General features: G+C 67.3%; 24 protein-coding genes. 15 read left to right on the top strand and 9 right to left on the bottom strand.

The window, feature by feature from the left end:
• Positions 1–227 precede the first annotated feature (227 nt).
• Positions 228–839, top strand: a complete 612-nt coding sequence (locus IE209_RS20330; protein WP_189688732.1) for a nitroreductase family protein — start codon at positions 228–230, stop codon at positions 837–839.
• 4 nt (positions 840–843) lie between these two features.
• On the opposite strand, the gene IE209_RS20325 is transcribed toward IE209_RS20330, so the two are convergent.
• The 3 genes from IE209_RS20325 to IE209_RS20315 all read right to left on the bottom strand — a co-directional run bounded on the left by IE209_RS20325 (position 844) and on the right by IE209_RS20315 (position 3,881).
• The gene (locus IE209_RS20325) at positions 844–1,839 is read right to left on the bottom strand and encodes a 2-hydroxyacid dehydrogenase (RefSeq protein WP_189688731.1); all 996 of its coding nucleotides are present in this window, start codon (positions 1,837–1,839) and stop codon (positions 844–846) included.
• Between the two features lie 298 nt (positions 1,840–2,137).
• Complete coding sequence (locus IE209_RS20320) at positions 2,138–2,818, bottom strand: GAF domain-containing protein (RefSeq protein ID WP_229882955.1); 681 nt, start codon at positions 2,816–2,818, stop codon at positions 2,138–2,140.
• A 118-nt stretch (positions 2,819–2,936) separates the two neighbouring features.
• Complete coding sequence (locus IE209_RS20315; protein ID WP_189688730.1) at positions 2,937–3,881, bottom strand: phosphate acetyltransferase; 945 nt, start codon at positions 3,879–3,881, stop codon at positions 2,937–2,939.
• A 226-nt stretch (positions 3,882–4,107) separates the two neighbouring features.
• On the opposite strand from IE209_RS20315, the gene IE209_RS20310 reads away from it, so the two are divergent.
• From IE209_RS20310 to IE209_RS20295, 4 genes are all read left to right on the top strand, one after another.
• The gene (locus IE209_RS20310; RefSeq protein WP_189688729.1) at positions 4,108–5,025 is read left to right on the top strand and encodes a LysR family transcriptional regulator; all 918 of its coding nucleotides are present in this window, start codon (positions 4,108–4,110) and stop codon (positions 5,023–5,025) included.
• 92 nt (positions 5,026–5,117) lie between these two features.
• On the top strand, positions 5,118–6,449 hold the full coding sequence (locus IE209_RS20305) for an arylsulfatase (protein WP_189688728.1): 1,332 nt from the start codon (positions 5,118–5,120) through the stop codon (positions 6,447–6,449).
• 28 nt (positions 6,450–6,477) lie between these two features.
• A complete protein-coding gene (locus IE209_RS20300; RefSeq protein WP_189688727.1) occupies positions 6,478–7,452 on the top strand; it encodes a Bug family tripartite tricarboxylate transporter substrate binding protein in 975 nt (324 codons plus the stop codon).
• Complete coding sequence (locus IE209_RS20295) at positions 7,449–8,801, top strand: sulfatase-like hydrolase/transferase (protein ID WP_189688726.1); 1,353 nt, start codon at positions 7,449–7,451, stop codon at positions 8,799–8,801. Before IE209_RS20300 ends, IE209_RS20295 begins: the two co-directional genes overlap by 4 nt.
• 18 nt (positions 8,802–8,819) lie before the next feature.
• Here the strand turns inward: IE209_RS20295 and IE209_RS20290 are convergent, their stop codons facing one another.
• Positions 8,820–9,251 (bottom strand): PACE efflux transporter, encoded by a 432-nt coding sequence (locus IE209_RS20290; protein ID WP_189688725.1) that lies wholly within the window; start codon positions 9,249–9,251, stop codon positions 8,820–8,822.
• Positions 9,252–9,323: 72 nt separating this feature from the next.
• Between IE209_RS20290 and IE209_RS20285 the strand changes: the two genes are divergently transcribed.
• On the top strand, positions 9,324–10,226 hold the full coding sequence (locus tag IE209_RS20285; RefSeq protein ID WP_189688724.1) for a LysR family transcriptional regulator: 903 nt from the start codon (positions 9,324–9,326) through the stop codon (positions 10,224–10,226).
• Here IE209_RS20285 and IE209_RS20280 read toward each other — a convergent pair whose 3' ends face one another.
• From IE209_RS20280 to IE209_RS33930, 4 genes are read right to left on the bottom strand one after another with little or no spacing between them, the layout of a single operon-like run.
• The gene (locus tag IE209_RS20280; protein ID WP_189688723.1) at positions 10,227–11,009 is read right to left on the bottom strand and encodes a RelA/SpoT domain-containing protein; all 783 of its coding nucleotides are present in this window, start codon (positions 11,007–11,009) and stop codon (positions 10,227–10,229) included. It abuts the gene before it with no gap.
• Between the two features lie 8 nt (positions 11,010–11,017).
• The gene (locus tag IE209_RS20275; protein WP_189688722.1) at positions 11,018–12,109 is read right to left on the bottom strand and encodes a ParA family protein; all 1,092 of its coding nucleotides are present in this window, start codon (positions 12,107–12,109) and stop codon (positions 11,018–11,020) included.
• Between the two features lie 33 nt (positions 12,110–12,142).
• Entirely contained in the window at positions 12,143–13,057 is a 915-nt protein-coding gene (locus tag IE209_RS20270) for a Kiwa anti-phage protein KwaB-like domain-containing protein (RefSeq protein ID WP_189688721.1), read from the bottom strand.
• Complete coding sequence (locus tag IE209_RS33930) at positions 13,050–13,634, bottom strand: KwaA family protein (RefSeq protein WP_229882954.1); 585 nt, start codon at positions 13,632–13,634, stop codon at positions 13,050–13,052. The genes IE209_RS20270 and IE209_RS33930 overlap by 8 nt, the downstream gene beginning before the upstream one ends.
• A gap of 1,325 nt (positions 13,635–14,959) precedes the next feature.
• Between IE209_RS33930 and IE209_RS20260 the strand changes: the two genes are divergently transcribed.
• The 3 genes from IE209_RS20260 to IE209_RS20250 all read left to right on the top strand — a co-directional run bounded on the left by IE209_RS20260 (position 14,960) and on the right by IE209_RS20250 (position 19,355).
• Positions 14,960–17,359, top strand: a complete 2,400-nt coding sequence (locus IE209_RS20260; protein WP_189688720.1) for a S8 family serine peptidase — start codon at positions 14,960–14,962, stop codon at positions 17,357–17,359.
• A gap of 44 nt (positions 17,360–17,403) precedes the next feature.
• Complete coding sequence (locus IE209_RS20255; RefSeq protein ID WP_189688719.1) at positions 17,404–17,976, top strand: PEP-CTERM sorting domain-containing protein; 573 nt, start codon at positions 17,404–17,406, stop codon at positions 17,974–17,976.
• Between the two features lie 230 nt (positions 17,977–18,206).
• Positions 18,207–19,355, top strand: a complete 1,149-nt coding sequence (locus tag IE209_RS20250) for a Fic family protein (protein ID WP_189688718.1) — start codon at positions 18,207–18,209, stop codon at positions 19,353–19,355.
• 12 nt (positions 19,356–19,367) lie between these two features.
• Here IE209_RS20250 and IE209_RS20245 read toward each other — a convergent pair whose 3' ends face one another.
• Entirely contained in the window at positions 19,368–20,768 is a 1,401-nt protein-coding gene (locus IE209_RS20245; RefSeq protein ID WP_189688717.1) for a GntP family permease, read from the bottom strand.
• A 275-nt stretch (positions 20,769–21,043) separates the two neighbouring features.
• On the opposite strand from IE209_RS20245, the gene IE209_RS20240 reads away from it, so the two are divergent.
• The 6 genes from IE209_RS20240 to IE209_RS20215 all read left to right on the top strand — a co-directional run bounded on the left by IE209_RS20240 (position 21,044) and on the right by IE209_RS20215 (position 26,777).
• Positions 21,044–22,171: an alpha/beta fold hydrolase gene (locus tag IE209_RS20240; RefSeq protein ID WP_189688716.1), complete on the top strand. Its 1,128-nt coding sequence runs from the start codon at positions 21,044–21,046 to the stop codon at positions 22,169–22,171.
• A 149-nt stretch (positions 22,172–22,320) separates the two neighbouring features.
• Positions 22,321–23,307, top strand: a complete 987-nt coding sequence (locus IE209_RS20235; protein WP_189688715.1) for a hypothetical protein — start codon at positions 22,321–22,323, stop codon at positions 23,305–23,307.
• Between the two features lie 320 nt (positions 23,308–23,627).
• Positions 23,628–24,611, top strand: coding sequence for a universal stress protein (locus tag IE209_RS20230; RefSeq protein WP_189688714.1), 984 nt, complete (start codon positions 23,628–23,630; stop codon positions 24,609–24,611).
• Positions 24,608–25,270 carry an N-acetyltransferase gene (locus tag IE209_RS20225; protein WP_189688713.1) on the top strand — a complete coding sequence of 221 codons (663 nt, stop codon included), beginning with the start codon at positions 24,608–24,610 and terminating at the stop codon, positions 25,268–25,270. Before IE209_RS20230 ends, IE209_RS20225 begins: the two co-directional genes overlap by 4 nt.
• Positions 25,271–25,507: 237 nt before the next feature.
• A complete protein-coding gene (locus IE209_RS20220; protein WP_189688712.1) occupies positions 25,508–26,506 on the top strand; it encodes an SGNH/GDSL hydrolase family protein in 999 nt (332 codons plus the stop codon).
• Between the two features lie 58 nt (positions 26,507–26,564).
• Positions 26,565–26,777: a hypothetical protein gene (locus IE209_RS20215; protein ID WP_189688711.1), complete on the top strand. Its 213-nt coding sequence runs from the start codon at positions 26,565–26,567 to the stop codon at positions 26,775–26,777.
• Positions 26,778–26,799: the final 22 nt, after the last annotated feature.

Here is a 26,799-nt window from a genome sequence, read left to right as displayed (position 1 = left end):
GCGCGCCAGGCCGCATGCGGGCGTTGCAGTCCTTGCCCGGGCACCAGCCCGGTCTGCGGCCTGCGCCTTCGCCTGCGGCCCGCCGCACCCCGTCGTGGGCGCGATCGGTTCATTCACACGTTCTGAGAACCCTCCGGGGCCGCGGCCGCGCGACCGCCCGGCGGCTGTGCGCGGGGTCTTTGCCGCGCGCGCTCTGGTTGAGAGAAATTCTCATCTATAGTGCCCGCATGACCCTTGCCACAGCGCCGATGCCCGGCGCGACGCGCAGCCCCGGGGCCGACGCCCTGGACCGGCTGCTCACGCGCCATTCCCCCTGGCCCCTGATCGAACCCATCCCGAGCGAAGCCGAACTCTCGCGTGCCTTCGCCGCCGCCATGTGCGCGCCCGACCACGGCGCGCTGCGCCCCTGGCGCTTCGTGCTCGTCCGCGGCGCCGCGCGCGAACGCCTGGGCGAACTGTTCGTGCAGGCCGCGCGCCTGCGCGATCCGCAGGGCGATGCCGAGCGCTTTCGCCGCAAGGCCCTGGTCGCGCCGCTGCTGGTGGCGGTGGTCGCCCATGTGCAGCCGCACCCCAAGGTGCCCGAGATCGAGCAGACCGTGGCCACGGGCGCCGCGACCATGAACCTGCTCAACGCGCTGCACCTGCAGGGCTACGGCTGCTTCTGGGTCTCCGGGCCCAACGCCTACGACGCCACCGTGCACGCCGGCCTGGGCCTGGCCGCCAACGAGCAGTTGCTGGGTTTCGTCTACGTGGGCACACCGCAGAACCGCGACAGGCAGCCGCCCGCACGGGCCGACATCGCGCCGCACGTGCGCGAGTGGCACGGCCCCGGAAACTGAACGGTCAGCCGGCCTGCACGCGGTGCACGAGCGCATCCCCGCGCTCGAAGGCCGTGAGGCTCTGCACCGTGGTCTGCATGATCTGCCCGATGGCCTCCTGCGTGAAGAAGGCCTGGTGGCCCGTGACGATCACGTTGGGAAAGGACACCAGGCGCTGGATCACGTCGTCGGTGATCACGGTGGACGAAAGGTCCTGGAAGAACAGGCTGGCCTCCTGCTCGTAGACGTCGATGGCCAGGCCGCCGAGCTGGCCGGTCTTGAGCGCCGCGATGGCGGCCTCGGTGTCGACCAGGCCCCCGCGGCTGGTGTTCACGAGCAGCGCGCCCCGCTTGGCGCCGGCCAGCGTGCGCGCGTTGACGATGTGGCGCGTGCCGTCCGTCAGTGGGCAGTGCAGCGAGACCACGTCGGCGGCGGCCAGCAGTTCGTCCAGTTCCACGTAACGCCCACCCGCCTGCGCGAAGTCCGGGCTCGGGAACGGATCGTGGCCCAGCACCGTGCAGCCGAAGCCGGCCATGATGCGCCCGAAGATCGCGCCGATCCTGCCCGTGCCGACCACGCCCACGGTCTTGCCGTGCAGGTCGAAGCCCATGAGCCCGTCGAGTTCGAAGTTGCCGTCGCGCGTGCGCATGCTGGCGCGCGCGATCTTGCGGTTCACGGCCAGCAGCAGGCCCACGGCGAACTCGGCCACGGAATGCGGCGAGTAGTCGGCCACGCGCACCACGGCGATGCCCAGCGCCTGGGCGGTGTCCAGGTTGATGTGGTTGAAGCCGGTCGAGCGCGTGGCCACCAGCCGCGTGCCCTGGGCCGCCAGGCCGCGCAGCACGGCGGCATCGACCTGGTCGTTGACGAACACGCTGACGGCCGGGCAGCCGGCCGCCAGCGGCACCGTGTCGGCGGTGAGCCGGTCGGCGATGAACACGAGTTCGTGGCCCGCATCCCGGTTGGCCTGGGCCAGCAGCGACTGGTCGTAGCGGCGCGCGCTGAAGACGGCGGTTTTCATGGGGTCGGGCTCCGTGGGGGCGTTGGCGCCAAGGCGGCTTGGCGCAGGTCGTGGTTGTCGACGTGGGCGGACAGCGTCAGGCCCGCATGCCTGCCGTCTGCCGAGGCAGTCATCGCGGGGCGGTCGTCCCTCCAGCGTTGCCTGACCGAGGGGTACAACACGGCGCAAGCCGGGCCGGCCTCGTCTGCGGTCGCGGTGCGGATCTGGAGGGGCATGGTGTCGGGCTGCCGAGCCTAGATGGACCGACCATATCCGAATCGTGTCCACTCCGAAGGTCAGCCGCCGCGCCCCGTGCCGCTCACGCCCCGCGCTTTTCCAGCACGGCGATCACCTGGTTCGCGAGGAACTCCAGCTCCTGGAGCTGCTCCTGCCCGATGGTGCGCGGCACCGTGTCGATCACGCACAGCGTGCCCAGGGCATGGCCGTCCGACGTGACCAGCGGGGCACCGGCGTAGAAGCGGATGTTCGGATCGCCCGTCACGAGTGCGTTGTCGACGAAGCGCGGATCGGCCTGCGCGTCGGGCACCACCATCACCTGTTCCGGGGTCTGGATGGCATGCGCGCAGAAGGCCAGTTCGCGCGGCGTTTCCCTGGCCTGCAATCCGACGCGCGCCTTGAACCACTGGCGCGTCCCGTCCACCAGCGACACCAGCGCGATCGGCGTGCCGCAGACCGAGGCGGCCAGGCGCGTGATGTCGTCGTAGGCCCGCTCCTCCGGCGAGTCCATCACGTTCAGCGCCTGCAGGGCGGCGATGCGCGCGCTCTCGCCCAGGGCCTTGGCCAGCGCATCGCGGTTGTGGCTGAACGAGGCCTGTACGCGGCGCATGTCTTCCAGGTAGCGCAACAGGTCTGCGGTCGGTTCGCCGCGTTCGCCGGCGCGTGCCACCAGCGCTTCCATGCGCTGGATGCAGTTGTCCCCGTCCGCGACCCTCTGGATCAGGGCGGTCAGGTCGTCGATTCTTTGCTTGCGGGTAGGCACGGTATTCCTCGGCTGGAGAGGGCGCGATTGTCCACGCACGCCATGACCGCCCGGTTTGGACACAAAAATGCCGATGCGCCGTTGGCGTCTGAAGCGGCGGGGACGGTTGCAGGAGTTCTCAGCCCACCGCCTTGATGCTGCCGGCCCGCGCCGCCTGCGCCACCATGGCGGCCAGCGCGCAGGAGGCCAGCCGCGCCGTCTCGCCGTCGGCCCGGCTGGTCAGCACGATGGGCACCTTGGCGCCCAGCACGATGCCGGCTGCGTAGGCGCCGGCCAGGAAGCTCAGGCTCTTGGCCAGCATGTTGCCGGCGTCCAGGTCCGGCACGATCAACACGTTGGCGACGCCCGCCACGGGCGAGACGATGCCCTTGATGCGCGCGGCCTCGGCATCGATGGCGTTGTCCATGGCCAGCGGGCCGTCCAGCACGGCGCCCGTGATCTGCCCTCGGTCGGCCATCTTGCACAGCGCGGCCGCGTCCAGCGTGGAGGGCACGCGCGGGTTCACGGTCTCCATGGCCGAGAGCAGGGCCACGCGCACGGCCGGAAAGCGCAGCGCGTGGGCCAGGTCGATCGCGTTCTGCACGATGTCGACCTTCTCCTCCAGCGTGGGCGCGATGTTGACGGCCGCATCGCTGATGACCAGCGGCTGCGCATGGCCCGGCACGTCCATCACGAAGCAGTGGCTGATGCGCCGGCCCGTGCGCAGCCCGCCCTCGCGCCGCACCACCGCGCCCATCAGCTCGTCGGTGTGCAGGCTGCCCTTCATGAGCGCGTCGGCGCGGCCCTCGTGCACCAGGGCCACGGCGGCCTCGGCCGCGGCATGGCTGTGCGGCGCGTCCACGCATTCGACGCCGGACAGGTCGGCGCCGAGTTCATGCGCGGCGGCGTCGATCTTCGTGCGCGGGCCGACCAGCAAGGGCGTGATCAGGCCGAGCCGGGCCGACTCCAGGGCGGCCTGCAGCGCCACGGCGTTGGTCGGGTGTACCACCGCCATGCGCAGCGGCGGCAGCGCGCGGGCGGCGGCGATCAGGCGGTCGTAATGGGGGTGGGTCGCCTGCGCCATGTCAGCGGCGCTTTCGGGCCATGGCGGGTTCGGTGCGGTTGCAGCGCAGGGGCAGCATGAAATCCTCCGTCAGGGATGCCGGGAGCCCGGCGCTCCCGCCGGGCCAGTGTAGGGCCCGGTCGCCGGCACCCTCGCGCCACGGCCACCCGCTGGACGCACCGCCGCCGACCGCCTGCGCCGCGGCCCTACCATGCCACGGGACCGAAGCTTGCATTTCCCGCGGACCATGAACTTCTTCAACAACGACGTCGCCACCTTCATCGAGGTGGTGCGCTGCGGCAGCGTGAGCCGGGCCGCCGAGAAGGTGGGCCAGACCCAGCCCGCCATCTCCAAGGCGATCCGGCGGCTGGAGCAGGAAGTCGGTGTGCCCCTGCTGGAGCGCGGCGCCAAGGGGGCGCGGCTGACCGGGGAGGGCCAGATGTTCCTGGAGACCGCACGGCGCTTCGAGGCCCAGCACTTCGAGCTCGTGCGCCTGGCCACCGACCTGCGCGCGCGCCACGCCGGCCTGCTGCGCCTGGGCATCACGAGCCCGGCCGCCGACAGCATCGCGGTGCGCGCGATCGCCGAGCTGGTGCGCCGGCGCCCCGCCATGCGGCTGCAGCTCGAGATCGGCAAGTCCGACCTGCTCCACGACCAGGTCGAGAACGGCGAGCTCGACCTGGCCGTCGTGCCCACCTACAGCGGCCAGGCGCTGAGCTGCACCAGGATCGACATCGGCGAGGACCGCATGCACGTGGTGGTGCGGGCCGACCACCCGCTGCTGCGCCTGGCCGCGCCCGCCATCCACGACCTCACGCCCTACGGCTGGGTCATGCCGTCGGCGCAGAGCGCGGCCCGGCGCCATGTGCTGGAGATCTTCGCGCGGCACGCGGCACCGCGCCCGCATGTCTGCGTGGAGGTCGAATACACCTCGGAGGCCGTGATGGGCGTGCTCATGGCCACCGACCTGCTCGCCCTCGTGCCGGCCTCGGCGCTGCGCAGCTGGCTCGGCCGTGTGCAGCCGCTGCCGCTGCGCGAGTTCGCCATCCAGCGCAGCCAGGTGCTGCTGTCGCACCCGCAGGCCCAGTGGACGCCGCTCATGGCGGCCTTCCGCCAGCTCGTGCTCGACCAGCGGCCCGCGCCACTGCCGTCGAGCGACCGATGATTCCCTGAGTTCATGCTTTTGCGCCCGCCAGGAATGCTGGCGGCGCGCATCTCGCATGAGGATGAAGCCTTCACGACTGTCCTGGGCTTCACATGTCTTCTCCGAACATCGTTCTGATCCTGGCCGACAACCTCGGCTGGGGCGAACTGGGCTGCTACGGCGGCGGCGCGCTGCGCGGCGCCCCCACACCGCGCATCGACGCACTGGCGCGCGAAGGCCTGCTGCTGCAGAACTTCAACGTGGAAAGCGACTGCGTGCCCACGCGCTCGGCGCTCATGACCGGCCGCCACCCGATCCGCACGGGCAGCCTGCAGTCCGTGCCGCCCGGCCTGCCGCAAGGCCTCACGCGCTGGGAGATCACGCTGGCGCAGCTGCTCGCGCAGCAGGGCTATGCCACGGCCCACTACGGCAAGTGGCACCTGGGCGACGTGGAGGGCCGCTACCCCTCGGACCGCGGCTTCGACCACTGGTACGGCATCCCGCGTACCACCGACGAAAGCCAGTTCACCTCCAGCATCGGCTACGACCCGACGGTGGCCGATCTGCCCTTCATCATGGAAGGCAAGGCCGGCGAGCCGACGCAGCAGGTCAAGCTCTACGACCTGGACGCGCGCCGCGGCATCGACGCCGAACTGGTGCAGCGCGCATGCACCTTCATGCAGCGCAACGTGGCGGCCGGCAAGCCCTTCTTCCTGTACTTCCCGATGGTGCACCTGCACTTCCCGACGCTGCCGCACGCCGACTTCGCGGGCCGCACCGGCCACGGCGACTTCGCCGATTCCATGGCCGAGATGGACCACCGCGTGGGCCAGGTCGTCGACGAGGTCGAGCGCCTGGGCATCGCGCAGGACACCTTGTTCATCTTCTGCAGCGACAACGGCCCCGAGTTCCGCCAGCCCTACCGCGGCACGGCCGGCCCCTGGCGCGGCACCTACCACACGGCCATGGAAGGCAGCCTGCGCGTGCCCTTCATCGCGCGCTGGCCCGGCCGCATCCAGCCCGGCCGCGTGAGCAACGAGATCGTGCACGTGACCGACCTCTTCACCACGCTGGCGCGGGTGGCCGGTGCCGCCTTGCCGGCCGACCGGCCCATCGACGGCGTGGACCAGCGCGACTTCCTGTTCGGCGCGCAGGACAGCAAGTCCGCGCGCGAGGGCTTCATCTTCTACATCAAGCAGGAGATGCGGGCCCTGAAGTGGCGCGACTGGAAGCTGCACTTCTACTGGGAGCCCGAGGTCAACGAGGGCAAGGGCAAGCTCGAATCGCCCTACCTGTTCAACCTCACGCGCGACCCCAAGGAGGAGAGCGACGTGCTGGTCTTCAACACATGGGTCATGGGCCCCATGCTGCGCATGGTCAAGGCCTTCAACGACAGCGCCGAACTGCACCCCCACACCCGGCCCGGCGCCAAAGACCCCGCCTGATTGATCCTGAACCATCCGGAGAACCGCCATGACCTTGCGTTCCGTCTTCACCCGCCGCGCCTTCGCCGGCTGCGCCCTCGCGCTCGCGGCACTCGCCGCGCACGCCGAAGCCCCCAAGCCCTGGCCCACGGCCAAGCCCATCACCTGGATCGTGGGCTTCGTGCCGGGCGGCTCGGTCGACGTGCTCACGCGCGCCGTGGCGCGCGTGGTGGCAGACCGGATCGGCCAGTCCATCGTCGTCGACAACCGGCCCGGCGCCTCGGGCGCGCTGGCGCTGCAGTACGCCGCGCGCGCCGGCAGCGACGGCTACACCCTGGTCACCGTGCCCGGCCCCGTGCTGCATGCGCAGCGCCAGCCCGAGATCGGCCGCGAGCTGGCGGCCGTGGCGCTGCTGTCGCAAGGCCCCATCGTCTTCGTGGGCGCGGCTGCGGGCACGCCGCCGCAGCTCAAGGACCTCATCGCCGCGATGAAGAAGGAGCCCGACCGCTGGAACTTCGCAAGCTCGGGCACCGGCACGGGCCAGCACCTGGCGGGCGAGCTCTTCAACACCATGGCCGGCACCCGCATGGTGCACGTGCCCTACAAGGGCGGCGGCCAGGCCGTGACCGACGTGGTGGGCGGCCAGGTCTCGCTGGGCATGCTGGGCGTGACGCCGGTGCTGGCGCAGATCAAGGCCGGCAAGCTGCGCGCCTATGCCGTCACCACGCCGTTCCGCATTCCCAGCCTGCCCGATGTGCCGACCATGGCCGAGGCCGGCCTCAAGGGCTACGACGCCACGCAGTTCTTCGTGGCCGCCGTGCCCGCGGGCACGGACGCCGCCGTGGTCGGCAAGCTGCACGCGGCCATCGCCGCGGCGCTGACCACGCCCGAGGTGAAGGCGGCGCTCGAGGCCGCGGGCCAGCTGCCCGGCAGCCTGAGCCCGGCGCAGACGCAGGACTTCGTGGTGCAGAGCCTGAGCAAGTTCAACGCGCTGGCCCACCGCAGCAACATCACCCTGCAATGAGCGCCAGGCCCGGCGCCCCGCGCCCCAACATCGTCTTCATCCTGGCCGACGACCTGGGCTATGCCGACCTGGGCTGCACGGGCGCGCGCGACGCCGAAGGCCGGCCCGCCGATGTCTCGCCGAACCTGGACCGCCTGGCCCGCGCGGGCATGCGCTTCACGCGCGGCTACGCCAACTCGGCCGTGTGCTCGCCCACGCGCTTCGCGCTGGCCACGGGGCGCTGGCAGTACCGGCTGCGCGGCGGCGCCGAGGAGCCCATCCCCACCGTGGCCGAGGACAAGGTGCTGGGCCTGCCGCCCGGGCACCCCAGCCTGGCCTCGCTGCTGGCCGCTGCGGGCTACACCACGGCGCTGTTCGGCAAGTGGCACCTGGGCTACCCGCCCCACTTCTCGCCCAGGCTGTCGGGCTACCAGCAGTTCTACGGCTTCCACGCGGGCGGCAACGACTACTTCGCGCACTGCAACCCGCGCGGCCAGCCCGACCTCTGGCAGGACGACACGCCCATCCGCGAAGAGGGCTACCTGACCGACCTGCTGAGCCGCAGGGCCGTGCGCTTCATCGACGAACAGCCGGCCGACCGGCCCTTCCTGCTGAGCCTGCACTACAGCGCGCCGCACTGGCCCTGGCTCACGCGCGACGACGCCGCCGAATCGCGCCGCATCGCCGGCGTGGGCAAGCACACCGACGGCGGTTCGCTCCAGACCTACCAGCGCATGGTGCACCACATGGACGAGGGCATCGGCTGGGTGCTGTACGCACTGGCGCGCCGCGGCATGGCCGACAACACGCTGGTGGTTTTCACGAGCGACAACGGCGGCGAGCGCTACGCCAACAACTGGCCGCTCGTGGGCCAGAAGATGGACCTGCTGGAAGGCGGCATCCGCGTGCCGCTGCTCGCGCGCTGGCCGCGCGTGATCGCGCCCGGCAGCGTGTGCGCCACGCCCAACCAGACCATGGACTGGACGGCCACCATGCTGGCCGCCGCCGGCGCCGCGCCGCACCCCGGCTACCCGCTGGACGGCGCGAGCCTGCTGCCGCTGCTGGCCGGCGATGCGGCCGCCGCGCAGCAGGGCGCCGAACGCCTGCTGTTCTGGCGCATGACGCACCGCGCCCAGAAGGTGGCGATGCGCGGGCGCTGGAAGTACCTCAGCGTGGACGGCCACGACTACCTGTTCGATCTGGACACCGACCCGCGCGAGCGCGCCAACCGCAAGGAGCGCGAACCCGCACAGTTCGCCGCGCTGCGCGAGGCCTGGGCGCAGTGGAATGCCACGCTGCCCGAGATCCCGGCCGAGGCCAGGGCCTACCTGGTGTTCACCGAGAAGCAGTTGCCGCGTGCGACGTTCTGAACGGCGCCGTCGCCGCGTTCAGGCCGGCTGCGCCGCGGCCGAGGCCGGCAGGCCGAATACGCGGTCGAAGCCCCAGTTGAAGACGAAGGTGTAGACCAGGAAGAACAGCAGCAGCGCCGCGTCGTAGAGCAGGGCCTCCCACAGGCCCACGCCCAGGTACCAGGCGAACACCGGCACCAGGATGAACGCGAGCCCGCCCTCGAAGCCCAGCGCATGGGCGATGCGCCGCTTGAGCGAGCGGCCGCGCACGGGCTGGCGCTTCTCCCAGGCCTCGAACAGCGTGTTGAACACCAGGTTCCAGGCGATGGCGATGGCCGAGGCGATGGTGGCCAGCACCGTGGACTGCCCCGCGCCCGCACCGGACATGGCGGCCAGGCCCACGCTGGCGCACAGGATGGCGATCCCTTCGTAGAGGGTGACGTAGACGATCTTGCGTTGAATGCCTTGCATGGCCGGCACTTTATGGCGCGCCGGCTGAAAGAAAAAGTCAACTCATGTCAGCGCAGCTGATAGATTGCGGCGATGGTGTTCACTTCCGACAACGTGCTGCTGTTCCTGGCCGTGCTCGACCAGGGTTCTTTTTCCGCCGCCGCCCGTTCGCTGGGCCGTGTGCCCTCGGCCGTCAGCATGGCCATCGCCAACCTGGAGGCCGAGCTGGCCATCCCGCTGTTCGACCGCAGCGGCCGCGAGCCCCAGCCCACGGCCGCCGCGCGCGCGCTGGAGCCGCAGGCCCGGCAGCTCGCGCAGCAGCTGCGCGCGCTCGACGCGCATGCGCTGGCCCTCACGCAGGGGCTGGAGGAGCGGCTCACTCTGGCCATCACGCCCGAACTGCTGTCGTCGCGCTGGACCGGCCCGCTGGCGCAGCTGGCGGCCGAGCATCCGTTGCTGGACGTGGAAGTGCTGGTCTCGCCCCAGGCCGATGCGCTGGCCATGCTGCACACCGGCCGCGCGCAGCTGGCCCTGGTGTTCGAGCGCCCGCGGCTGGACGGGCGCGAGGCCTTCCGCCAGGTCGGCAACGAGACGCTGCTGGCCGTGGTGGCGCCCGGCCATGGCTTGCTGGGCGAGGCCGATCAGCCGGGCGGCCTGGGCGCGCTGCAGCTGGCCAACACGCGCCAGATCGTGATCGCGGGCCGCGACGCCGGCGTGGCCGACCCGCGCGTGGTGTTCGGCCGCCACGTGTGGCACACCGACAGCCCCGAGGCCGCGATGAGCCTGCTCGAGGCCGGCCTGGGCTGGGGCTGGCTGCCGACCAGCCTGGTGCAGGAGCGGCTGGACCGGGAGCGGCTGGTGGCCTTGCCGCTCAAGACGCTGGACAACGGGATGGCGCTCTGCGTGGACGTGGTGTGGTCGCGGGAGAGGCCGTTGGGGTTGGGGGGGAGGGCCTTGGTGGAGGGGATGGCGGAAAGATCGAAAGTTAGTACATAACTATTTTGCGTATCCCGTGACGACTGGAACGGGCATCGCAATATCTACAAGCGCCCCCGCTTTGTCCTCTTTTAAATTAGTTTCTAGCGCTGATTTGACAATAGGCTGCAGCACAACGGGGTTCTCAGTTCGAAATATTGAATCTAACAGCCGACTTCCGGCCCCCACTACTTTCGCGAGTACAAGTAGCTGCTCCCTACAAGCGAGACTTTTCGACTTTACGGGATAGTTCAACGAGTGGTCAACCTCCCCCCAAATCTCTTCGAACAGGGTGCGGACTTGTATTTCGCAAACTAAGGGAGAACCTTCCTTGGGGCGGACCACATAGTGCAAGCTGGTATAGAAGGACTCTTTCACTTCGACGGCAACGCCCATTTCTTCAAAGAATCGCTTTGATTCTGGATCCCAGGTATACGCTTTCGGCGGCTCGTGCAAGACCCAGTCCTTCAGTACGTCAATTTTATGAATGATTGCCGCATGAATATTTTTGGCTTGCTCTTGGTGAATATGTAGAACACGCACCCCCGTTAAATCCGTAATTTCTTGCGAAAGATTATTTCCGTCTACATGTATGCCTTCCTCTTGCTTGCGGTTTATCTTCTCTCTCAAATGTTCTCTGTCCTTTACTCTTGACTTAACCGTGTGTAGCAGTGGAAATTTACCACCAACTAAGCTTGGATGAGTCGAGAGCCAATCCGCAATTGCCTTCATGAAAATTGTCAGTTCATGATTGAGGGCGTCGAAGCGGGTGAGGGCAGCGATGGAATTGTCGAGATTTTCCATTTGATGAATTAACCTAGAAAATTCACGCGTGAAAGAAAATCTTCTGCGAAAGTATGGTATTTGGTTTGTGTATCCTCGTAAGTCGATCGGTTTCCTCCGACCGTGCTCGCATCTGCTCCAGATGCTGTTCTGGGAACAAGCCACATTGGAGTGTTGTATCGCTGAGCCATTGCAGGCATGGTGTTATGCGTATGCATGATTGCCGTTTTTCCAATTGGATTGGTTAAAACGTCGTCAGGCAAGAGGTCTCGTATCTCTGGTTGAATATAGTTCCGAATTGCCCCCGGGATTTGCTGGGCAAAGTTGTAGTGCGCAGTCGCAAGATCCCATTCGCCGCCTGTGTATTTTTTGGCATTGAAAAGTGTGAAACCAAGAAGTTTCACGAAAGATGCGGGAAAGGCGGCTCGCTTGTCGGAGGAAAGCAAATGGTAAATGGTGTCAAATTGCTTCTTCCATGCCGTAAGTGCATTGCCGATATTCTTGATTCCATATAGTGAGAACATGTCTGGCATGCAGGGAATCATGAATCCATCAGCGGTCGAGATGAGCAACTTATTTAATGCTCCGAGGCTGGGCGATGTGTCCATAATCACAAATTCGTACCCGTACATCTTTGCGTAGTTGACTGCAATATCTCGGGCTTTTGTCATCGTCCTCACGGCAAGTGGGTCGCCTTGATACACATCACTCCAGCGACGCGATATGACATCTTCATACATATGCATCGTCAGTCGCCCCGGAATGAGGTGCAGATTAGATGCCAGTGCAAAGGGCGGGGAGAATGTTGTGAGGTCGGATAGTCCGTTTTCTGTCGGCTTTAGCAGAAAATGAATTGATCGCGGCGACTTCATTAGTTTCTCGAAATCTGCGGGAGGCATTTTCCCGTACGCCGCAGCGAAATCGTCAATGAAATCTTCCTCATCGTGCCAAACGCGTGCTAGCGTCGTTTCCCCAAGACCTAATATGGTGACGTTGCATTGAGGATCCATGTCAACTATCAGCGTCTTGTGCCCAAGCTCAGCTAGCGCATGTGCAAGATGGAAAGTCAATGTCGTTTTTCCGACTCCACCTTTATTGTTGAATATTGAGATAATCTTCATTTATATGCAATGGTAGAAGTTTGGTTGGGCCGCTCATTTAACAGCCTCAGTATCCTGTACATCATATATACTGTCTGTTATTTCGCTAAGCAGGCGATGATCTAGAAGTATTTGCATTACCGTTTTGGCGGTCTTGCTGCAGACTATTATTCTGCCCTCGGCGTCGAAATTGAGTCCATAATTTCGGGTGCCGTTCACCAATCTAACTCGCTCGGGAAATTCCTCTCGGAGATATACGGCCTTCTGCTGAATCACCGTGATTCTTCGAAGTTGCATGGCATTAGTTCCAACATATTCTTTCAGTGGAATTATGTCGGAAAATATTGAGGTGAATTTTGGATCGAGAGTAAGACTATCGAAATTCTTTTGATAGCTCTTTTTTTCAGACATTGTGCTTTCATAGGCACGCTTCGATTTGACGAGCACGGTTTCATTTATGCAATAAAAATCGAAGAACGAATCGAAAGAGAATGTCTCTTCAGGTGTTGCGGAGAGTTCGCCGTTCTTGAAAATAGCGTTAATTAGACTGCTGCGAACTCTTGGCTTCCAGTTGGGGGCAGTTCTGCGAACTGCATAAACGGTGCGTTCGCCGCTCTGAAACTTCACAAGATAACCCGCAGCGCCCTTAAGGTGCTTGAGTTCGGCATCTGTATTTTCGGCTTCGGGGGAATCAACTAGATTTAGTAGCGTAATAAGATTTTCGCTATCTTCAAGCGCGTGTACTAGGCAGCTCGCTTCGTTGTTCTGTGCAATTGCAGTGTACGCAAATTTTTCATTTGTGGCGTTGACTTCTCGTTTGATAGTTTCTTTAAACAGGGCCTCAATTGTTTCGTCAGTTCTGACGTGCCACGCTCGGAATTTAAGCCCTGTTGTACTCTTTTTGAAGACCCAGAGCTGGACAGTTGCGGAATCATAATCGAACGTTCTCCAAGCAGAAAAATCAGGCATTATCGGTTTCTCCGAGAGTAATGTAACTTCCTTGGATTTCTTGGCAGATATAGACTCCCGGCGGAATCAATGTTTTGCTCAAAATTTTGACACTGCGCTCGTGTTTTCCTGTCGATATTTTTGCCTCGTACAAGCTCCAGCCAAATATCAAGAGGATTGGATTCATTATTATTTGGCGTGCTTTGTATGTAATCAGGAAGAGCCAAATTAAGAACGCTGCCAATCCTGCAATTTTTCCGGGGGAGCTATAGTCAACCCCCATAAATGAAACGATATATGGGAAGCTGTAGCTTATAAGTTCCCCGGGAATTGGTTTCGACTCAACGACTTTTAAAGGATATTTGTAACGAATTTTTGAAATAACATAGAGCGTGAGAACCAAGCAAAATCCAGTTAAAAGTAGTCCGAAAGATGAAAGCGCTGGATGATTGAATTCTGGTAAAACGCATTCAGTGAGCTTCTTGCATAAATTAGACTCCCATGTTTTTTCGCTCACGTCCTGCAGCGCAAGTATTAGAGCTAAGGGGAAGTAAGATCCAAGAAAAATGAGGAAAGCCGGAACTGATTTGAACTGCATCTCTTTATTTCTTTATTGCTTCGGCTATAAGAGGTTTTCTCTTAATTCTTGTCATCAAACGAGCAATGCCTCATATTCTCGGTTTCGCAACGGAAGAAATTCGCGTTGAAATAAATGGCTCTTTTTTTACAAGATTGGAGCGATAAATTGCTCAGATCTTCTGCGCAGCACTGGTGCGGAGTCTTCTCCCTCGCGTACAGGGGGTCGATTCAGAAACCTTCTGAAACAATCCTAGAAGGGATTTGTACATCCACTGAAATCTCAGCGCATCCGTTTTCCTCCATTTGGTGGAAGTGGCACTTGCCAAGCGGCCTGTTGACACGTGGCGCCGGATGACCAAGGTGGAGCGAAGCCTCTGCGAGGCCCGCTAGCCCCACGACATTGCATGGCGCTGGCCGACACGCCCACGGTCCGGCAAGACAGCGTGTCCGCCGCGCCCGAGTCGGGAATGTGCTGGCCGAACTACGGACCTTGCAAATAGCCCATCGGGTAGTGGAACGGTGCAGGCATCAAGGTTGCTGTGCGGCCGGTGGCAGGCGCGTTCCCACTCCGGCGACGGGGTTGTCGGCTGGGGGCAGACCGCACAGGCAGGAGCCTGGCTCCGTGGTTTCCGACTCACCAAGAGGACGTACGGCCAGCCGGCGGCATCGGCTCCAGCGGATCGACGCGGCCCAGTGCAGGAAGCACACGGAGTCAGTGGACCAGCTAAACGGCGCTGCATGCCTTCGCGGCACCCTACACGCCCGCCGGCGCCGGCTTTGTGCACCTTGTGGTTTTTTTGAGCCACCCAGCATTCTCTTTCGTCCGCCTTGCAGACAGCTGCTGCGGCGGGAGCGCGCCGCTCCAGTTTCCGTTCGGGTGGCCGAACGTTGACGTGCGGGTCGTTCGGAAAACCGTCCATTGCGGGCTTCGTCGCGCGTCGCCATCGACCCGCCGGCCAGGGCCTCCGACCGGCCGGCCGGCTCCTTTGCACAGAAGCGGCGACCGCCCCTGTGCCTCGGCCATGCATGTGCCGGCGGCCCTCAGAGGTGCAAACGCAGCAGCCATTCCCCAACTCGCGGCAGCTCGTAAAGACCCGTGGCATCCCACGCAAATCGAGTTCTCACCGATGGCACGGATCGTGCGCTGCAAGCCACGAGGGTCTTGTCCTCTAGAAGGGCTGCATGCGCGCACCGGCCTTGCGTGGCATGTCCGCTGCGCGTGGCAGCCCGCCAAGTCCAACGTCAATTGAGGGATCAGGGATGTACCAGGAAATCCGCAGCCATGGCACACGGCGCACAGCGCGCGCACGGCGCCCACGCGCCACGCCACCGGCGCTGAAAAACATGCACGTGCAGCTGGCCTGCCTGTCGCTGCTGGCCTTGCTGGCCGCACCGGCCGGCGCCAACCAGTGGTCCTACCCCGGCGACCCCGGCTTCGTCGCCCGCAGCGCGGCCGAAGTGCCCGGCGCCAAGGCCAGCTGGGAGACGCCCGAGTACGGCACCTACTTCGGCACGCTGGGCAGTGGCACGGCCATCACGGCCCCGTGGCAGCTCGTCGCCGTCAACGCGTCCACGGCCTACGCGCTGGGCTACTACGGCCAGGGCGTCACGCTGGGCATGATGGATTCGGGCTACCGCACCACGCACCAGGGCTTCCAGACCACCATGATCGCGCCGGTGCGGGCCGGCGGCGTCTATGCCACCTCGGGCTTCGGCTACCGCAGCACGCCCACGCCGGGCAACCCGTTCACGGCCGGCGAGGCCTTCGTGGTCGATGGCGACCAGGCGCGCACCAGCGACTACTCGCACGGCACCGGCATGCTGGGCGTGACCTCCGGCATCCGCGACGGCCTGGACCAGCACGGCATCGCCTTCGCCTCGAAGATGGTCGTGGCCAAGACCGGCGGCTCCGACACGCAGTCGCACGGCCCCTTCCACGACTACGTGTACTGGTACACGGCCAACAAGGCCCTGGTGGATGCTGGCGCCCAGGTGATCAACAGCAGCTGGGGCTCCTATGTCCAGACCTTGAACCGCACGCAGTTCGACGCGTCGGGCAACGACCTGGGCGCCAACGGCAACCTGGCCAATGCGTACCAGATCGCCGGCAAGGACAGCGCCAACCCCGCCGCGATGGCGACCATGATCCCGAACGAGACCTTCAAGGATCTGGAGTACCAGTACTTCTTCACCAAGAAGACCTACTCGGCCGGCGGCATCCAGTACAACCCGGCCTACCCGGGGCGCTCGTTCATGGACGCGATCTGGGAGGCCATCAAGGTCACCGGCACCGTCAACGTGCGCTCGGCCGGCAACAACGACTGGAGCAACCCGTACTTCCGCCCCGCGTACCCGCTGTTCAACCCGCTGGCGGAGAACCAGTTCGTGGCCGTGGGCGGCGTGCAGCCGCCGACGGCGGCCAACCCGGAATACACCAAGCAGTTCGGCTACAACGAGGCGGGGCTGGCCAAGTGGTGGTCCGTGTCCACCCCGTCGAACAGCGTGCGCACTACGAGCAGCGCGGGCGACACCAACTACTCCAACTCCAGCGGCACCTCGCCGGCCACGCCGGTCGCCACCGCGGTGATGGGTGTGCTGCTCTCGCGCTTCCCGAACATGGACGCCAAGCAGGTGCGTGACGTGATGCTGACCACGGCCAACAACCGCATGTCCGACGGCGTGCGCTTCCTGGGCACGGGCCAGACCTCGCCCACCGGCGCCTCCATCGCCTGGACCGCACCCGACGGCCTGCCGGACGAGCGCTGGGGCTGGGGCATTCCCGATCTGGCCAAGGGCGTGCACGGCCCGCGTCAGTTCCTGGCCCCCATGGTCTACGCCATGAACAAGGCCCCGCTGGACGTCTGGTCCAACGACATCGGCCAGGTCGCGGTCAAGCAGCGCGAGCAGGAAGACCGCCAGTGGCTGGCCAGCTACAAGCAGCAGGGCATCGCGCTGGCCGGCCCCTTCGGCCCCAACGTGCTGAACCAGAACGGCACGCTGAGCCCGCAGGCCTTCATGGTCCAGGGCCTGCTGAACGACCCGGCCATCCAGGCCATCACCAACGGCCGGCCCGAGACCTACGACAAGATCCCCTATGCGAATGCGGTGGCCTGGCGCAAGGAGTGGATGGACGCGCGCGCGGACTACATCCAGAGCAAGATCGACCGCGGCCAGTACACGGCCTCGCTGACCAAGACCGGCAGCGGCACGCTGATCCTCACGGGCAACAACAGCTATGCGGGCGGCTCGACGGTGGCGGGCGGCAAGCTGTCGGTGGTCGGCACCAACGGCTCGGGCGTGACGGTCACCAGCGGCGGCACGCTGGGCGGCACGGGCACGGTGGCGGGCGCCATCGTCGTCATGAGCGGCGGCGTGCTGGCGCCGGGCGTCACCGCGGCCGAGGCCGCGGGCGTCACCGCCGTGGTGGCCGATGTGACGGTGGCCGCGGGCGATGTGCTGCGTGCGACCACGGCCAAGATCGGCCTGGGCGGCGCGTTCGCCGCCACGCTCAAGGGCGGCGGCGTGTCCTCGCGCCTGGTGGCTTCGGGCAGCGTGGCGCTGGGCGGCAGCCTGAGCCTGTCGGCGGCGGTGGCGCCGAACGCGGGCGAGAGCTATACGCTGATCCAGGCCAGCAGCATCCTCGGCACCTTCGCAGGCCTGCCCGAGGGCGCCAGCTTCCCGTCGGGCGGGCGGCAGTTCCGCATCTCCTACCAGGGCGGCCGCGTGACGGTCACCGCGGTGTGATGGCGCGCCGCACCCGTTTTGTTTGTCTACTGAAGGAAATGAGCATGAAAAAAATCGGTTCGTCGATCGCAGGCCTCGCGCTGGCCGCCACGGCGGTGTTTGCGGCCCCGGCGCAGGCCAACCTCGTCACCAACGGCGGGTTCGAGACCGGCGATTTCTCCGGCTGGACGCAGACCGGTGAGTCCGACTTCAACGGCGTGCAGTGCGCCGGGCCCGGCGCCAGCGTGTATGCGGGCAATTGCAGCGCCTACTTCGGCCCCTTCTCGTCGCAGGGCGGGATCGCGCAGACCATCGATGTCGGCAGCATCGGCAAGACCTGGACCTTGGCGTTCGCGTTCATGCCCGATGGCGGCATGCCGAGCAGCTTCACGGTGAGCTTCGGCGGCAAGACGCTGCTGTCGATCACCGATCCCGTGGCCAGCGACTACGTGGTCTACCAGTTCAGCGGCCTCACCACGGCGGAGAACATGACGCTGAGCTTCGACTTCTTCGACCCGGTCGGCTTCCTGTCGCTGGACGAGGTCACGGTGACGTCCGTGCCCGAGCCCGCGACGACCGCCCTGATGGGCGCGGCGCTGGCGGGCCTGCTGCTGATGCGCCGGCGCAAGGCAAGCTGAGGCGTTGGGTCGTCCGGTTGTCCGTCACGCCCATGGCGGCGGCTGGCGGCGCCGTGGCCTTCAGGCGCTGCCGAACAGCGTCTCCAGCGCGCGCGCCGTCATCGGCCGATGCTTGCGGCGGCGACGGTGACCGGCATGGACGGCGATCATGTGAAAGCCTTCTTTCATGGACTCGCTTCAAATTAAAGAATGCTTTAATTTGACCCTGCCCATCGCAAAGCTTGCTTTCCATGCCCCGTATCACCGGCACTTACGCGATCACAACGACCTTGGGTGAGGTTGTGCGCGCTTTTGTGCCGCAGCCTCTGCCGCCAGCGGATCCGCCACTGGCGCCAAACTGTTTCATCGACCAGAGCCGGCACGCGGAGCTCGCCCTTGCGCGGCTCGCCGGGGTGTCGGGCCTCGTGCCGTCGGTCGACTGGTTGCTCTACAGCGCCATCCGCAAGGAGGCCTTGCTTACTTCGCAGATCGAGGGCACGCAGGCCACGCTGACCGACCTGTTCGACGAGGAGGCGGGCCTCAAGATCGGCAACACCGACGATGTGGAGGAGGTCACCAACTACCTGCGCGCCTTCCGCTGGGTGCAGGGGCAACTGCGCGATCCGCAGGGCCTGCCGGTCAGTGTGCGGCTGTTGTGCGAGGCGCACCGGCTGCTGCTCGACGGCGCGCGCGGTGCCGGCAAGCAGCCCGGCGAACTGCGCCGTTCGCAGAACTGGATCGGCGGCACGCGGCCGGGCAACGCGGCCTTCGTGCCGCCCCCGCCCGAGCAGGTTGCGGCGCTGCTCGCAGACCTGGAACGCTTTGTCCATGCGCCGACGCCAGACCTGCCGCCGCTGGCGCGCATTGCGCTGGTCCATGCGCAGTTCGAGACCATCCATCCCTTTCTGGACGGCAACGGGCGCATCGGGCGGCTGCTGATCGCAGCGCTGCTGGAGCACTGGGGGCTGCTGCAGCAGCCTCTGATGTACCTGAGCGGCTACCTCCAGCGGCACCAGGCCGAGTACTACCGGCGTCTGTCGGCCGTTCGCAGTGAGGGCGACTGGGAGGGCTGGGTGGCGTTCTTCCTGGAGGGCGTGGCCGTGGCAGCGGCCGAGGCTGAGCGCAACATCATCGACGTGGCCAGCCTGATCGCCGCAGACCGCAGGCGGCTGCTGGCTTCGCCGCAGGCCGGGTCGGCCAGCTACCGGCTGTTCGAGTTGCTGCCGATGATGCCGCGCTTCAGCGTGGAACATGTGCGCCAGCGGCTGGAGACGACGGTTCCCACCGCCAGCGCCGCGGTGCGGCAGCTCGAGGCGCTGGGCATCGTGACCGAACTCACGGGGCAGAAGAAGAACCGCGTTTATGGCTACCAGGCCTATGTGGACCTGCTGTCTGCGTGAGGCTCTGCGGCCTCAGAAGCTGCCGAACAGCGTCCCCAGCGTGATGACCGTCACCAGCGCCGCCAGCGGGAACACCATCGTCACGGCCGCGACGTTCAGGTACGACTGCCGGTGCGTGAGCTTGCAGATCGCCAGCAGCGTGATGATGGCCCCGCAGTGCGGCAGCGTGTCCATGCCGCCGGCCGCCATCACGGCCACGCGGTGCAGCAGTTCGGCGCTGATGCCGGCCTCCTGCGCCATGCGCAGGTAGTCCGCGCCCAGCGCCTCCAGCGCGATGCTGAGGCCGCCCGAGGATGAGCCCGTGATGCCGGCCAGGATGTTCATGGCGATGGCCTCGGAGATCAGCGGGTTGTTGGGCGAGACGTTGAGCACCGCCTGCTTGATGATGGCAAAGCCCGCCAGGCCGGCGACCACGGCGCCGTAGCCCACCTCCGATGCGGTGTTGAACAGCGGCAGCATGAAGCCGAACACGCCCTTGTTGACGCTGGTCTTGAGGTCCGCCCAATGGCCCAGGCGCATCAGCACGAGCAGCGTGCAGGCGGCGGCCAGCGCCACGATCAGCGACCACAGGCCGGTGCTGGTGGCGGTGTTCAGATTCGGGAAGGCCTCGCGCATGAATCCGAGGTCCATGCCCGGGAACACGATGTAGGTGAACAGCGCGTTGATGCCCACGACCAGCAGCAGCGGCAGCAGGGCCTGCCAGACCGGCATGTCGGCCGTGCTGATGGCCGCGTCGGCGGGCGCGGTGGCCTGCTCGTCCTCATGCTCGCCATAGCCTTCGCCGGCCCGGCGCGCCGCCGCCACGCGCGACTGCAGCCACCACAGGCCGCCGCTCAGCATGATGGCGGCGGCGATCAGGCCCAGGCCTGGCGCGGCGAAGCCGTTGGTGCCGAAGTACTTGACCGGGATGGCGTTGATGATGGCCGGCGTGCCGGGCAGGGCGGTCATCGTGAAGGTGAACGAACCCAGCGCAATGGCCGCCGGGATCAGCCGCTTGGGAATCTGCGCCGTGCGGAACAGATCCTTGGCGATGGGGTAGACCGCGAAGGCCACGACGAACAGCGAAACGCCGCCATAGGTCAACAGCGCGCAGGCCGCCACCACGACGACCACCGCATGGCGCTGGCCGACCACGCGCACGATCCAGCTGGAGAGCGTGTGGGCCGCGCCCGAGTCGGCGATGAGCTGGCCGAACAGCGCACCCAGCAGGAAAATCGGCAGAAAGGCCATCGCGTAGTTGGCCAGCGCGGGCATGAAGGTGCTGGTGTAAATCGGCAACAGCAGCGCGGCATCGCCAGACAGCAGCACGGCCAGCGCGGCCATCAACGGTGCCAGCAGCAGCACCGTGACCCCGCGGTACGCGAAGAACATCAACAACAACAACGACACCACGATCGCCAACATACCTGCCATGCCTGGGGCTCCCTTGTGCAACAGCGGCGCACTGTAGCAAGTGGGCAGGTGTCTGCTGGTGGCCCAGGGGCATCGCAGGAGCCGGGCGAGGCACTGGCCGACGCTGGCCTCGGCGGCGGCTGGCAGCTACAAGGCGCGCGGGCGCGCAGCCACTGGCTCAACGTCTGACGGCCTGATGCTGTGCCAGCCGGCGCCGCGGGCATGGTCAGGCTTCTACAACGCTGGTGGACGGGCCGCCTGTTGCCGGCCCGCCGGCAAGACAGCAGGAGAACACCATGCCCGAAACCCCGACCCCGATCACCCCACCCAGCCCGCCCGACGCGGCCGACGCCGATCTCGCGGCCCAGGCCCGCCCGGGCTACGGCGTGCCTTCCCAAGACCCGCGGCCCGGTGCGCAGCTGCCGCAGCTCCCGGCCGAGGCCACGCGCGAGGCCGGCAGCACGCTCGCTGGCGGCGGCGTGCTGGCCGGAGCCGCGGCGGGTGCCGCCGTCGGCGCGGTCGTGGGCGGCCCCGCGGGCGTGGTCGTGGGCGGCGCCATTGGCGGCGTCGCCGGTGCGGTGGGCGGCGCAGCGGCCGGCAAGGCCGTGGCCGGCAGGCCCGTGGGCCTGCACATCGAGGACAGCGGCGGCAATGGCCGCCCGGTGGTGTTGATCCACGGCTGGCCGCTGTCCGCCCAGGCCTGGCAGGCCCAGGTGCCGCTGCTGGCCGCTGCCGGCTACCGCGTCGTGGCCTACGACCGGCGCGGCTTCGGCCGCTCGGCCAAGCCCGCCAGCGGCTATGGCTACGACCAGCTGGCCGACGACCTGGCCCAGGTGCTGGACGAATGCGGCCTGCAGCAGGGCGTGACGCTGGTCGGCTTCTCCATGGGCGGCGGCGAGGTGGCGCGCTATGTCGCGCGCCATGGCCAGGCCCGCCTGCGCAGCGTGGTGTTCGCCGCAGCCGTGCCGCCCTTCATGATGCAGGGCCGGGGCAACCCCGAGGGCCCGCTCACGCCCGAGAAGGCCCAGGAGATGAAGCAGGGCCTGGAGCGGGACCGCGATGCCTTCTTCGAGCAGTTCACGCGCGACTTCTTCTCGGCCAGCGGGCGGCTCATGGTCAGCGAGCAGCAGCGCGCCGAAGCGGTGGCGCTGTGCCGCCAGTCCGACCAGCAGGCTGCGCTGGCCTGCATGGAATCCTTCGGCACCACCGACTTCCGCGACGACCTCGCCAAGCTCACCGTGCCCACGCTGGTGCTGCACGGCGATGCCGACGGCATCGTGCCTGTGGAAGGCTCGGGCCTGCGCACGCACCGCGCCGTGCCGCACAGCAAGCTGGTGACGGTGCCCGGCGCACCGCACGGGCTCAACACCTCGCACCCGCGCGAGTTCAACGACGCCCTGATCGCCTTCCTGCGCGAAGGCTGAGAACGCGGCGCCACCGCGTCCGCCCCATCCGTCCATCGGTTGGAGGAGGAAGCCGGCACACGGCTGCGGTACGCTGCGCGCAGCCCAGCCGGGCGGCCACGGGAGGGACCATGGTGCAGTGTCTTCGCTCCGACAGGATGCGGCGGTTCTTGCAACTGCTCTGTGTGGGGACAGCGGCGCTGGCCGCCGTCGGCGCGGTGGCCGATGCGGCCGGCCCCGTGCCCGGGCCGCCCGCCTGCCAGGCCGCGCCGCCGCGCCCCGCCGCCCGGCCCCCGGCTGCGCCTGCGGCCAAGGCCACGCCGCTGCAGTTGCAGAACTTCGTCTACTGCAGTCCGGCGCCCGTGCCGGTCGCCCCGGCCAGCGCCACGGCCAGCGCCACGGCGCCACCGTCCGTGTGCCCGCCACCGGCGCCGGTCGAGAAGTGCACGGTCGATCCCGCGAACCTGCCGACCTCGGTGGAAATCAACCTCGGCAAGGGCATCGGCCTGAAGTTCCAGTCCGCTGGGTGGCTGGCCTGGGTGCTCACGGGGCTGTGCGTGTTGGCGGCGCTTGCCGCGCTGGTGCAGGTGCTGCGGTCCGGGCAGCCCACGCCGGCCGCAGGCGGCGCGGCGCCGGCCCGCGGCTGGGCGTGGCTGGCGGCATTGCTCGCGCTGGTGCTGGGCCTGTTGCTGGGCCTGGCGCTGGCACCTGGGCCCCAGCTGACCGAGGCGCAGTTGCGCGAGCTGCAGGCCTCGCCGCAGTTCAAGGCCGCCATGGTGGAACTGGTGGAGGCCAAGGCCGAAGCGGCCCGGCTGCGCGAGCGCGTGGCGGCGCTCGAGCTGGCGGCGCGCCCTGCCGTACCCGTGGTGCCGCCCGCGCCGACGCCGGCGGAACAGCGCACGGGCGGCTACGACCCGCTCAGCCTGGTGCTGGGCGCGGCGCTCGCCGCGGCCATGGGGCTGGCGTGGTTCACCCGCTGGGTGCAGGACAACGCGCAGATGCGTGCGGTGCTGCAAGCCATCGGTGCGGCGGTGGCGGCGGCTGGGGTGGGGCGGACGGCGCCCGAGCCGGTGCCGCCCTCGGCCGAGACGCTCGCCTTGGCGACGGTGCGGCGCCTGCTGGGCGGTCGCTGGCGCGTGCCCGGCGAGAGCCTCTGAGCGCGGCCTGCGGCCTTCCAATCTGGCAAGGACCGTGGGGCCATGGCCGCACCGAGCGCCCAGGCCGCCTAGACTGCGCGCCCATGCCTTCCCACCACGCCCGCCCGCAAGCCGACCGGCCCTGCCGCGCGCGCAGCGTGCTGGCCCGGTGCGCCGCTCCGCGCCGAACCGCCGGCCATTCCTGAGCCCGGCGGTCCGCACCAGAAGCACTTCCCCTTCCTCGCTGCCGATCGCCGGGCCCCCACCGCCCCAAGGCCCTGGTGCGTCCGCGCGCCGGGGGTGGTCGTTGCGTTCGCACCCTGTGCGATGAAGGAGTTCCCATGCAGTTGCGGCAGATCCTTGCCGTTGTCGACGCGTCCGCCGCCGGTGTGCAGGCGGGCTGGCGCGCTGCGCGCCTGGCCTGGGCGCATGGCGCCACGCTGAGCCTGGTGGCGCCGATGGCGCTGCCCGACAGCCACCCCGCCTCGCGGCACGGCCCCAGTGCGCCGCCCGTGCGCATGCGCGCGGCGCTGGCCGATCTGGCCGGCAGCATGGCCGCCGCCATCGGCATCCGGCCGGCGGTGGCGGTCGATCTGGAAGGCGAGGGCGGTGCGCTGTTGCGCCAGCAGGTGCGCACGGCCAGCCTGGTGGTCGTGCCGGTGTCGGCCGGTCCGGCGGGGGCGGCAGGGTGGTGGCAGGACAACCTGGCCGAGCGCTTGCTGCGCGAGGCGGGCGTGCCGGTCCTGCTGGTGCGGCGCCCGGCCGGCACGGCGCACCGCTGCGCGCTGGTGGCCACGGGCCCGGACGCCGAGGCCGCCGGGCCCTTGCTGCACGCGGCCGGCTGGCTGTGCCGGCCTGGCGCGGTGCTGGCCTGCCATGTGCTGGACCCGACGATCCAGCGCCATCTGCATGCGGCCGACCTGCCGCTGGCCACCGTGCAGTCGTGGATGGAAACCGCCCGGCGGCGCGCCGAGCTGGCCCTGGGCCAGCAGCTCGTGCAGGCCGGGTTGCCCGCGGGCCAGGCGCTGGTGCTGCAGGGCCCGGCGCTCGCGCGGCTGCTGCATGCGCAGCACAGCCGCGCAGCCTCGCTGCTGGTCGTGGGCAAGCCGCGGCGCAGCCGCTGGGCCGACCTGTTGCGGCCGGCACTGGCGCGGCAGCTGGCCGCGCGCGTGGCCAGCGACGTGCTGTGGCTGCCCACGCCGGAGCCCGGCGCGCGGGTGGCGCGCGCGCGCCTGGACGCGGCGCAAGGCGCAGCCTGGCCCGCCCCGCCCGGCGGTGCGTCCGTGCTCGCACCGCAGCCTGCCGACGCCAGGCCGCTGCCATGAGCGCCGCGCTGGCATGGCCGGCCGCGCCCATGGCCGCAGCGCCGCTGCCCGGCGCCCTCGGACGGCTGGGCCGCTGCCTGGCGCCGTGGACCTTTCTGCGCATCGACGTGGACCGGCCGCTGGACGGCCTGGCGCGCGAACTGCAAGGCCTGCACGGGCGCCTGGCCGACGGCACGCTGCAAGCCACCAGCCTGCTGTTGCCCGGCCCCATGCCGGGGCTGCGGCTGTGGCACCGGCAGGCCGATGGCGAGCACTACGTCTACGTGGAGGACATGGCGGCCGGCTGCCTGGCCGGCACCACGGTGCTGAACCGGCTCGTGGAAGTGGGCCGCGCCGTGGACCCGCATGTGCGCTCGCCGCATTCGCGCTACCTGCCGGCCTACCAGCGCCGCGGCATCGCCTCGGCCGTCTACGCCTGGGCGCTGGACAGCGGCATCTGCCTGGTCAGCGGTGCGCGCCAGTCGCCCGGCGCGCACGCGCTCTGGCAGGCGCTGGGGCGGCGCTACGGCCTGGGCTACGTGCAGGTGGCGGGCCGGCGCCTGCGCTGGCTGGGCACGCACATGGCGCCGGCGCTGGCCGACGCGCTGGACGTGCGGCTCATGCTGTGGAGCGGCGCGCGCGAGCGGCTGCGCTGGCTGGACGGCCCGGCGCGGACCTGAAATCCACCGGCCGCGATTCGCGCCGGCCGGCCCGGCCGACGAAATGCGAATGCCTAGTACCAGCGTCGGCTGGCGAGGGGCAGTGCCTGGCGCATCGAAAAACCACGTGGCGCGGGCGGCTAGGGCCGGTAATTCAATTTGTAAGACAAATCCTTCTTTTTTTGTAAGCAGCGCAGGGGCGAGGCCGGCGGGGTGCCCGGCGGCTTATAGTCGCGCCGCCCCCCGAAAAGGTAACCAATGAAATTCCGTGTAAAAAACCTTTGCCGCAGCCTGCTGGTCGTGATCGGAATCGGGGTGACCCAGATTTCCTGGGCCGGGCGCGCCAATTACCAGGAGCTGTATGTCTTCGGCGACAGCCTGTCGGACACGGGAAATTCCCTGGTCGCGACGACGGCGCAGCAAATGGTGCCCGCATTGCCGCCATCGCGCTCGCCGTATGCATCGTATTGGCAGGGGCGTTATACCAACGGGCCGGTCGCTGTCGAATATCTCTGGGATTTGATGAACCGCAAGAACGGGTCTGAACTGACCCCGTCCTTGGTTCTGGACAGCCGCGTGAAGAAATCCGGTGTCAGTTTCGCGTTCGGCGGCTCCACCACCGGAATCAGTTCGCACTCGCCCCTGGGTTTCACCGTGCCTGGCTTGCTGGGCCAGGTCCAGATGTTCGACACGCTGCTGGCCGGCAAGAAGGCGCCGGCCAATGCGCTGTACGTGGTCTGGAGCGGATCGAACGACTATCTGCAGGGTCTGACGAGCAGCCCCTCGGCGGTGGTGAGCAATGTGGTCACGGCGGTGCGGCAGCTCTATGGCATGGGCGCGCGTGCGTTCCTGGTGCCCAACCTGGCTGACATGGGACTTGCGCCGTTCGTCCAGGTCCAGAATGCCGGCCCGGCCTTCACGCAGCTGAGCCAGGCGCACAACGCGCTGTTGCAAAGCACCCTGGCCCGGCTGGCCCGCGAGCTGCCGGCCGCGCGCATCGTGTCGCTTGACGTCTTCGCGCTCGGGGCCACGGTGGTCGGCAGCGGGCAGGTGGTGACGGATTTGCCGGCGCTGGAATATCTGGCGCCCGGCAGCGGCGCGGCAGATTGCCTGTTCCGCAATCCCGCGACCTGCGTCGACGTGAATTTCCAGGCGTTCTTGCCCCCATTTTTGTTCTGGGACGTGCTGCATCCCACCACGCAGGTGCACGGCGTGATTGGCAGTGCCATGTACCGGGCTTTGCAAAAGCAGAATTGAATACCGCGGGCTCGCGGAGATTCCCGGGTTTGGACTTGAAATTCTGGACGATTTCGCCATGGACCATGTGCAGCAAATCAGAATCTCGTGCGATGCCAATTCGTTGCACGTCGGCCAGCGTCGTTTCGATTGCGAATGGATGGAAGGTTCGCAAATGAACCGGTGGCTTTTGCGCGAGCGGCTGGCACAGGCCCTGGCCGCGCACGGACCGCATTCGCATTGGCTGGAAACCCGGCTCAAAAGCGAGGCCGCGCGAGCGATTTCCGCGTAACGGGTTGGCCGGCCCTTGTTTC

Origin of the sequence: Pseudorhodoferax aquiterrae (assembly GCF_014652235.1) — a bacterium.
GTDB lineage: Bacteria > Pseudomonadota > Gammaproteobacteria > Burkholderiales > Burkholderiaceae_C > Pseudorhodoferax > Pseudorhodoferax aquiterrae.
The sequence above is the reverse complement of the archived record's forward strand: the minus strand, read 5'-3'. Positions and strand labels throughout refer to the sequence as shown.

Coding starts and splice junctions, on each gene's coding strand:
- IE209_RS20280 (WP_189688723.1), bottom strand. CDS start 11,009: ATGGAAAATCTCGACAATTCCATCGCTGCCCTCACCCGCTTCGACGCC.
- IE209_RS20255 (WP_189688719.1), top strand. CDS start 17,404: ATGAAAAAAATCGGTTCGTCGATCGCAGGCCTCGCGCTGGCCGCCACG.
- IE209_RS20285 (WP_189688724.1), top strand. CDS start 9,324: ATGGTGTTCACTTCCGACAACGTGCTGCTGTTCCTGGCCGTGCTCGAC.
- IE209_RS20260 (WP_189688720.1), top strand. CDS start 14,960: ATGCACGTGCAGCTGGCCTGCCTGTCGCTGCTGGCCTTGCTGGCCGCA.
- IE209_RS20290 (WP_189688725.1), bottom strand. CDS start 9,251: ATGCAAGGCATTCAACGCAAGATCGTCTACGTCACCCTCTACGAAGGG.
- IE209_RS20300 (WP_189688727.1), top strand. CDS start 6,478: ATGACCTTGCGTTCCGTCTTCACCCGCCGCGCCTTCGCCGGCTGCGCC.
- IE209_RS20310 (WP_189688729.1), top strand. CDS start 4,108: ATGAACTTCTTCAACAACGACGTCGCCACCTTCATCGAGGTGGTGCGC.
- IE209_RS33930 (WP_229882954.1), bottom strand. CDS start 13,634: ATGCAGTTCAAATCAGTTCCGGCTTTCCTCATTTTTCTTGGATCTTAC.
- IE209_RS20215 (WP_189688711.1), top strand. CDS start 26,565: ATGGACCATGTGCAGCAAATCAGAATCTCGTGCGATGCCAATTCGTTG.
- IE209_RS20240 (WP_189688716.1), top strand. CDS start 21,044: ATGCCCGAAACCCCGACCCCGATCACCCCACCCAGCCCGCCCGACGCG.
- IE209_RS20330 (WP_189688732.1), top strand. CDS start 228: ATGACCCTTGCCACAGCGCCGATGCCCGGCGCGACGCGCAGCCCCGGG.
- IE209_RS20245 (WP_189688717.1), bottom strand. CDS start 20,768: ATGGCAGGTATGTTGGCGATCGTGGTGTCGTTGTTGTTGTTGATGTTC.
- IE209_RS20315 (WP_189688730.1), bottom strand. CDS start 3,881: ATGGCGCAGGCGACCCACCCCCATTACGACCGCCTGATCGCCGCCGCC.
- IE209_RS20225 (WP_189688713.1), top strand. CDS start 24,608: ATGAGCGCCGCGCTGGCATGGCCGGCCGCGCCCATGGCCGCAGCGCCG.
- IE209_RS20325 (WP_189688731.1), bottom strand. CDS start 1,839: ATGAAAACCGCCGTCTTCAGCGCGCGCCGCTACGACCAGTCGCTGCTG.
- IE209_RS20250 (WP_189688718.1), top strand. CDS start 18,207: ATGCCCCGTATCACCGGCACTTACGCGATCACAACGACCTTGGGTGAG.
- IE209_RS20275 (WP_189688722.1), bottom strand. CDS start 12,109: ATGAAGATTATCTCAATATTCAACAATAAAGGTGGAGTCGGAAAAACG.
- IE209_RS20220 (WP_189688712.1), top strand. CDS start 25,508: ATGAAATTCCGTGTAAAAAACCTTTGCCGCAGCCTGCTGGTCGTGATC.
- IE209_RS20230 (WP_189688714.1), top strand. CDS start 23,628: ATGCAGTTGCGGCAGATCCTTGCCGTTGTCGACGCGTCCGCCGCCGGT.
- IE209_RS20305 (WP_189688728.1), top strand. CDS start 5,118: ATGTCTTCTCCGAACATCGTTCTGATCCTGGCCGACAACCTCGGCTGG.
- IE209_RS20270 (WP_189688721.1), bottom strand. CDS start 13,057: ATGCCTGATTTTTCTGCTTGGAGAACGTTCGATTATGATTCCGCAACT.
- IE209_RS20295 (WP_189688726.1), top strand. CDS start 7,449: ATGAGCGCCAGGCCCGGCGCCCCGCGCCCCAACATCGTCTTCATCCTG.